This is a genomic window from Mesorhizobium sp. M8A.F.Ca.ET.161.01.1.1, assembly GCF_004792105.1.
GTDB lineage: Bacteria > Pseudomonadota > Alphaproteobacteria > Rhizobiales > Rhizobiaceae > Mesorhizobium.
The window spans coordinates 1-203 of record NZ_SRTD01000564.1; the positions used below are offsets into that span (position 1 = coordinate 1).

1 pseudogene is annotated in these 203 nt (G+C 69.5%); it reads left to right on the plus strand.

Features of this window, described 5'->3' with window-relative positions:
- Positions 1-203 (plus strand): annotated as a pseudogene (locus EN804_RS38580) (integrase); the annotation flags it as partial.

The following is a 203-nucleotide window of genomic DNA, read 5'->3' on the forward strand; positions in this document are numbered from 1 at the left end:
CCGCAAGCGGCCACGTCTGCGAGCCTGTGGCAACGGACCGTGGCCGGAGCCGCAAGGGCCGAATGCGGTGTGGACAGGCGATCACAAGGGGTGGTTCCGGACTGCCGACGGGTGGCGCTGCGATCCGTTGACGGTGATGGATGCCTCGAGCCGCTACCTTCTGGCGCTCGAAGCGACGGGTTCGACGGCGGACGCCGAGGCCT